Annotated in this window: 6 protein-coding genes and 1 pseudogene; all 7 read right to left on the bottom strand. The window is 40.4% G+C overall.

Features of this window, described 5'->3' with window-relative positions; genetic code table 11:
- On the bottom strand, positions 1–123 hold a 123-nt coding region (locus V7659_RS21490; RefSeq protein WP_335542116.1), incomplete at its 3' end, for an SDR family NAD(P)-dependent oxidoreductase.
- 93 nt (positions 124–216) lie between these two features.
- Positions 217–627: a PaaI family thioesterase gene (locus V7659_RS21485; RefSeq protein ID WP_335542112.1), complete on the bottom strand. Its 411-nt coding sequence runs from the start codon at positions 625–627 to the stop codon at positions 217–219.
- A 13-nt stretch (positions 628–640) separates the two neighbouring features.
- Positions 641–1,024, bottom strand: coding sequence for a PaaI family thioesterase (locus V7659_RS21480; RefSeq protein ID WP_335542110.1), 384 nt, complete (start codon positions 1,022–1,024; stop codon positions 641–643).
- A gap of 14 nt (positions 1,025–1,038) precedes the next feature.
- Positions 1,039–2,223, bottom strand: a complete 1,185-nt coding sequence (locus V7659_RS21475) for a thiolase family protein (RefSeq protein WP_335542114.1) — start codon at positions 2,221–2,223, stop codon at positions 1,039–1,041.
- 24 nt (positions 2,224–2,247) lie between these two features.
- A pseudogene (locus tag V7659_RS21470) lies at positions 2,248–3,395 on the bottom strand (acyl-CoA dehydrogenase family protein).
- 33 nt (positions 3,396–3,428) lie between these two features.
- A complete protein-coding gene (locus tag V7659_RS21465) occupies positions 3,429–5,030 on the bottom strand; it encodes a long-chain-fatty-acid--CoA ligase (RefSeq protein WP_335542108.1) in 1,602 nt (533 codons plus the stop codon).
- A 38-nt stretch (positions 5,031–5,068) separates the two neighbouring features.
- Entirely contained in the window at positions 5,069–5,980 is a 912-nt protein-coding gene (locus V7659_RS21460) for a ketopantoate reductase family protein (protein WP_098934794.1), read from the bottom strand.
- Between the last annotated feature and the right edge of the window lie 135 nt (positions 5,981–6,115).

The raw sequence follows: 6,115 nt of genomic DNA, 5'->3' as shown, positions 1-6,115 counted from the left end.
GGCAATATTGATAATTTTTCCTGATTTTTGTTCCAGCATCACTTTTCCAACTGCCTGTGACATTAAGAACGTGCCTGTAGCATTTACATTCAGCACCCTTTTCGACAATTTTTTCATTGATATAGTAGAAACATATTTCTTGAACCTACTATCACTATTTTTGATGAATGGATACAAAAAATCTTATATTAATCTAGTATTTTTTAGGAAAAATTTTTATTCCGATTGTCTAAGTATCTTATAGACACCTGTTCCTTTTGCAATAAGCTGATGATTTTCATCTAATATTTCTGATTCAATCGTCGCTAATTTATATCCCTGTTGGAGTACCTTTGCCCGAGCAAAGAGATCTCCAGTGTTTGTTGGGGCAAAATAATGTACATCCAAATTCACTGCTGATACAGAAGTATGATATATTTTGCGCAGATGAATGGTTTGGACCATATCAAGCATGGAGGCATGAACTCCTCCATGAAGAGAATTATTTGTGTTGAATAGTTCTTTCTTTACTTCCAGCTTTAGTGATAGTTCATCTTCATGTCCGCTTACGATTTCAAATCCGATATGATTAAAAAAAGGGTTTTTATTAATTCCTTTAAACATTTCTTTTTCCATCACCTTCAACATATTCCCCCCTTCTCTACCCCTTTTTAATAGGAGTTGCTTTAAAGGTTCCAATCCCCTTAGCAATTAGAACTCCGTCTTGTGAAAAGATCATTCCCTCTGCAGTTACATATTTACCCTCTTGATTCAATATTTTCGTTTCCGCTTGATAATGTTCTCTCGGCGAAAGGTCGAAAAATGATAGATTTAGATTAATCGTAGTAGCAAACGAGTTTGTTTCCACAGAGATGGTAGCACCCATAGAAATATCAATCATGGTTGAAAAAACACCAGGATGAATCGTACCATCGTCCTGGAGTAAATGCTGCTGCAAGGATAAATCTAGTTCAAACTTATCAGTCATTGTGCTAGTAAACCCCATATAATCAATAAAAGTTGATGATGTTTTGGCTTTGTTCAATTCCATATTCCTTTCTATAGGACCTCGACCATCAATGCCATTCCTTGGCCGCCACCGACGCAAAGAGTAGCGATTCCTCTCTTTTTACCACGGCGTATTAGTTCGTGAATTAAGGTCGTACTAATCTTTGCTCCCGTTGCTCCAAGTGGATGACCAAGCGCAATAGCTCCTCCATTTACGTTTACTTTCGCTATATCTAATTGTAATTCGCGAATAACAGCTAATGACTGCGAAGCGAATGCTTCATTCAACTCAATTAAATCGATATCTTCCAGAGTAAAGTTTGTTCTTTCCAAAAGCTTCTTAACCGCTGGTACAGGGCCAATTCCCATGACTTCTGGAGAAACCCCTACCGCCGTCCAATCAACAATTTTAGCAAGCGGTTTCAATCCAAATTTTTCAGCATTATTGGCAGATGTGAGCACTAATGCAGCTGCACCATCATTCCTGCCGCAGGCATTGCCAGCCGTAACGGTGCCATTTTCTTTAAATGCAGGCCGAAGTTTGCTCAGCGCTGCAAAAGTTGTTTCAGGTCTTGGATGTTCATCAACCGTAAAGGTAAAGGAACTTTTTTTGCTGTTTATCACAACCGGAACGATTTCATCCTGGAAGTGGTTATTTTTTATCGCAGCAGCAGCCCTTAATTGACTTTCAAGCGAAAAAGCATCCTGGTCTTCTCGTGAAATCGAAAATCTCTCCGCTACATTTTCTGCTGTTATCCCCATTCCAAGGTCATTACCATAGATTTCAACAGGCTGTTGACCAGCTTCTGTGTTCGAATCAACCAACTTCGCTTGGTCTCCGCCAAAGCGGGAGTTTCTTAGATAAATAGGGGCATTGCTCAAGCTCTCTGTTCCACCGGCAACAACGATTTCTGCTTGCCCGAAAGCAATTTGCTGAGCACCTGAACAAATAGCCTGCATACCGGATGCACATAAGCGGTTAATCGTAAACGCAGCTGCACTTTCAGAAACCCCTGCCCTCAACGCTGCCACTCTGGCCACATTCGAAGATTCGGTAGTCTGTCTTACTTCTCCCAAGATGACTTCATCGACTTGATCCGCTGAAATACCAGCCCTGTTTATAGCCTCTTTAATGGCAATTGAAGCGAGCTGTCCGGAATTAAGGCTTTTTAATGCGCCGCCATACCTTCCGACAGGTGTACGAACGGCACTTAAAATAACAATCTCTTCCACTATGAAATCCCTCCTAGATAAATTAATTTAGCTATATTCTTTTTCTAATTGTGCTGCAATGATATTTTTCTGGATTTCAGATGTGCCCTCATAGATTCTGGTAATCCTGGCATCACGATAGTAGCGTTCAACAGGATAGTCGGCGATATAACCCAAACCCCCATGAATTTGCACAGCTTTATCTGCCACACGGTTATACACCTCTGAACCATAAAGCTTCAGCATAGCCGCTTCTTTGATAACCTTCATTCCTGAATCAACCATCCAAGCCACACGGTAGGTAAAGGAACGGAGCGCTTCAATTTCAACCGCCATTTCCGCAAGCATGTGGCTGACTGCCTGATTCTTGATGATTGGTTTACCAAATTGGATTCGTTCTTTAGCATATCTGGTCGACATTTCTAATAGTTTTTGACAGGATCCGAGATTTCGTGAAGCAAGACCTGCTCGGCCATTTGCTAAAATTTTGAGAGCATTTACATATCCCTGTCCTTCTGAGCCCAGTACATTTTCCACTGGAACTTCGCAATCTTCAAAAATTAATTCCGCTGAATGTGAACCTCTTAAACCCATCTTTTTTTCCACTGCTCCGACCTGAAACCCAGGGAAATCTTTTTCCACAATAAACGAGGTAATGCCTTTAGCCCCTTTTTCAGGATCTGTAACAGCCATGACCGTAAATACACTTGCCTCAGTGGCATTTGTAATGTAATGCTTCAGGCCATTTAAGATGTATTTATCCCCCCTTCTTACAGCCGTAGTTTTTAAATTTGCCGCATTTGAACCAGCATCAGGTTCAGTCAATGCAAATGCTCCCAGTTTTTCTCCGCTTGCCATATCAGGGAGAAACATTTTCTTTTGCAGTTCATTTCCCATTTCCACGATTCCTACGGTTCCAATGCCTGTATGAGCCCCAATTAATGTGGTATAGCCATTATGTGTTTGCCCAATTTCCTCGTACAAAGCACATTTACCCACCATGCCTATCCCAAGGCCGCCATACTCTTCAGGGATACTTAACCCAAACAGCCCTAACTCCTTTGAGAGATTGATAATTCTTTCTGGAATATGGTTTTCTTCTTCAATTTGCATCGCAACCGCTTCAACCTCGGTTTGAATAAAATCTCTGACGTCGATTTCATAAACAGAATATCTTCGTTAAGTTCAAAGTTCATGGATAGCACCCCTAGTTCAGCTAAAGTTATCGGTTAAACCATTTTCTTTGATTCGTCTAAAAGGATTCGTTTCAAAACCTTACCAACCGTATTCCGCGGCAAGGCTTCGATGATCTCAAATTGCTTTGGCACTTTGTAACGGGTTAAGAGTTGGTAGCAATGCTCCCTTAACTCATTGATGTTTATACCCTTGCCTTCCTTGGGTACAATAAAGGCTTTAACAAGTTCTCCTGCTTCTCTGTCAGGTATCCCTACTACCGCTGCCTCAAGGACATCGGGGTGTTCATATAACACACCTTCGACCTCCTGCGGGTAAACGTTAAAGCCGCCGACAATAATCATTTCTTTTTTCCGGCCGACAATATAAAAATATCCATCTTCATCCATTGTGGCTAAATCACCGGTATAGAGCCAGCCATCCCGTAAGGATAGATTCGTTTCTTCAGGCTTATTCCAATAACCTAACATCACCTGGGGACCTTTTATTAATAGTTCCCCAACAGTTTTTTCCGGAAGATTCTCCCCATGATCATCGACACTCCGGCAGTCTGTTTTCGGCAGAGGAATACCAATACTGCCGACCTTCATCAAGCCATCCGGCGGATTTCGGTGGGTCGATGGAGAAGTTTCAGAAAGCCCATAGCCTTCGCGAATGGAGGCACCTGTTAACCCCTCAAACTTCTTCAAGACTTCTATTGGCAATGGTGCCGAACCACTTGAACAGGTTTTAAAACAGGTTAAATCATACCTATCAATTTCAGGGTAATTAACAAATGCATTGTACATTTTTGGAACACCTGGAAAGAAGGTTGGTCTGTGAGTTTGAATGAGCTTAAGGACTTTTTCGATTTCAAACTTGTTGACTAACAGATTTGCTGCCCCAATGTAAATGGCAAGGTTCATCCCGCTTGTCATCCCATACACATGATATAAGGGCGTCGCCGTTAAGATGGTTTCTTCGCCAAAAAACATGATTGCACCATATAAAGCTTTACTTTGAAGGACATTCGCCACTAAATTATAATGTGTCAGCATGGCCCCTTTCTTTTTCCCTGTCGTTCCACCAGTATATTGAATGACGGCAATGTCCTGTTGGGCATTAATCAAACATGAATCAACCAGTGGATTGAAGCAGTTTATTAACTCGTGAATACTGTAAATGCCATCTTTTTTTGATGAAAGTTCTGTAACAAATAATCCTTTAAAAGCATAGGAATTTTTTAGTTGTGATATTTTTTCAAGACTCTGTGGTTCTGTAACTAAATAATTCATTTGTGCATCATGAAGTATTTCCAGAAGTTCTCTTGGGGTATAAAGCGGATTAATCTGAACGACAATCATTCCTAGCTTCAATGCAGCATAATAGGAAATCACATAGAAGGGATGGTTGGATACCATTAAACCAAGCCGATCCCCTTTTTTAACTCCTAGGTTTCTCCAGGCAGCTGCTAGTCGGTCGACCTGATCTTTTAACTGCTTGTACGTCAAGCTATCCTCATCGTAAATGATAGCGGTCTTGTCACTATATTTCCTTGTCGTATCTTCCAAAAGTGAATACAAACTAACTTCTGGGATATGAAAGGAAAGAATCGTCGTCTCGGGGTATTGTTCCATCCAGGGACGTTCGTGCTCCATAATCAAATCTTTCACCTCTCCAAATGGAATCTAAAATTTTATTGTTTAATTGTTTGATAGTTTAATAAATGATAGATTGTTTCAAGGACTGGTGTTTCCACTTGCAATTCCTTTCCTTTTTTCACGATATAACCGGCGATGGATTCAAGTTCAGGTGTTTTCCCTTTTAACTTATCCTGAAGCATCGAGGTATGGTGATTTTTCGCCAGGCTACCTTGAGCAAATATGGTTTCGTAAAAATCTTCATCGATCTCAAAACCTAGTGCTCTTGCTACAGCAATGGACTCTTTACAAATTTTGACCGCAGTAGAATGTATACCGTCATTTTCAAACACGGCGCCTACTTTAGACTCAATTAGAGCTGTTATAGGATTAAAGGTGACATTCCAAAGCAATTTTTTCCACTTTATTTCTAAAATGTTCCTTGAGGTAAATGTTTCGATGTTTGCAGCATTAAATTTAGCTGAAATTTCGTTTACCTGTTCAGTCTTCTCCTCATCCAAAGCCCCGATCAACAGTCTTGGCGGAACACCAATTTGTTTAACGGCACCGTCTTCGGTTACAATTGCCTGAATGTAAGTGGCACATGATAGAATTCGTTTTTCACCAAATATGGAAGCAAGAATTTCTTCATTATCTACCCCATTTTGAAACGTCATAATGAGAGAGGATTCTTTTAAAATCGGAAGAAATTTCGCAGCAACCTCGGTTGTGCTTGTTGATTTCACACAAAATAAAAGCAGGTCAATCTCTGAAAATGATTCATATTGATCAGTAAAGATTCCATCTACCGTAAATCGATCTACTTCACTTTCAATCAATAAACCTTTTGAATGCATTCTTTCAAGATTTGAACCTCTTGCCAAAAAAATGACCTCATGTCCGGCCTTTTGTAATAGTCCGCCAAAATAACCGCCAACGGCACCGGTGCCTGCAACCCCTATTTTCATAAAACTTCCTCCAAAATATTATGCATTACTCTAAATGGATTTGTTGAGTTTGATTGATAGGATAAAAGATATAAAATCCCCCACTTAATTACCTTGAGGTCCTTTTTTTCTTACCCCCGGGCATTAGGAGACCCT

Source organism: Neobacillus drentensis, from assembly GCF_036966985.1.
Lineage (GTDB): Bacteria > Bacillota > Bacilli > Bacillales > Cytobacillaceae > Neobacillus > Neobacillus drentensis_E.
This window is presented reverse-complemented; position numbering and strand designations above follow the sequence as displayed.

Excerpts from the sequence above, each read along its gene's own strand:
- V7659_RS21485 (WP_335542112.1), bottom strand. The coding sequence starts at position 627 with ATGTTGAAGGTGATGGAAAAAGAAATGTTTAAAGGAATTAATAAAAAC.
- V7659_RS21465 (WP_335542108.1), bottom strand. The coding sequence starts at position 5,030 with ATGGAGCACGAACGTCCCTGGATGGAACAATACCCCGAGACGACGATT.
- V7659_RS21460 (WP_098934794.1), bottom strand. The coding sequence starts at position 5,980 with ATGAAAATAGGGGTTGCAGGCACCGGTGCCGTTGGCGGTTATTTTGGC.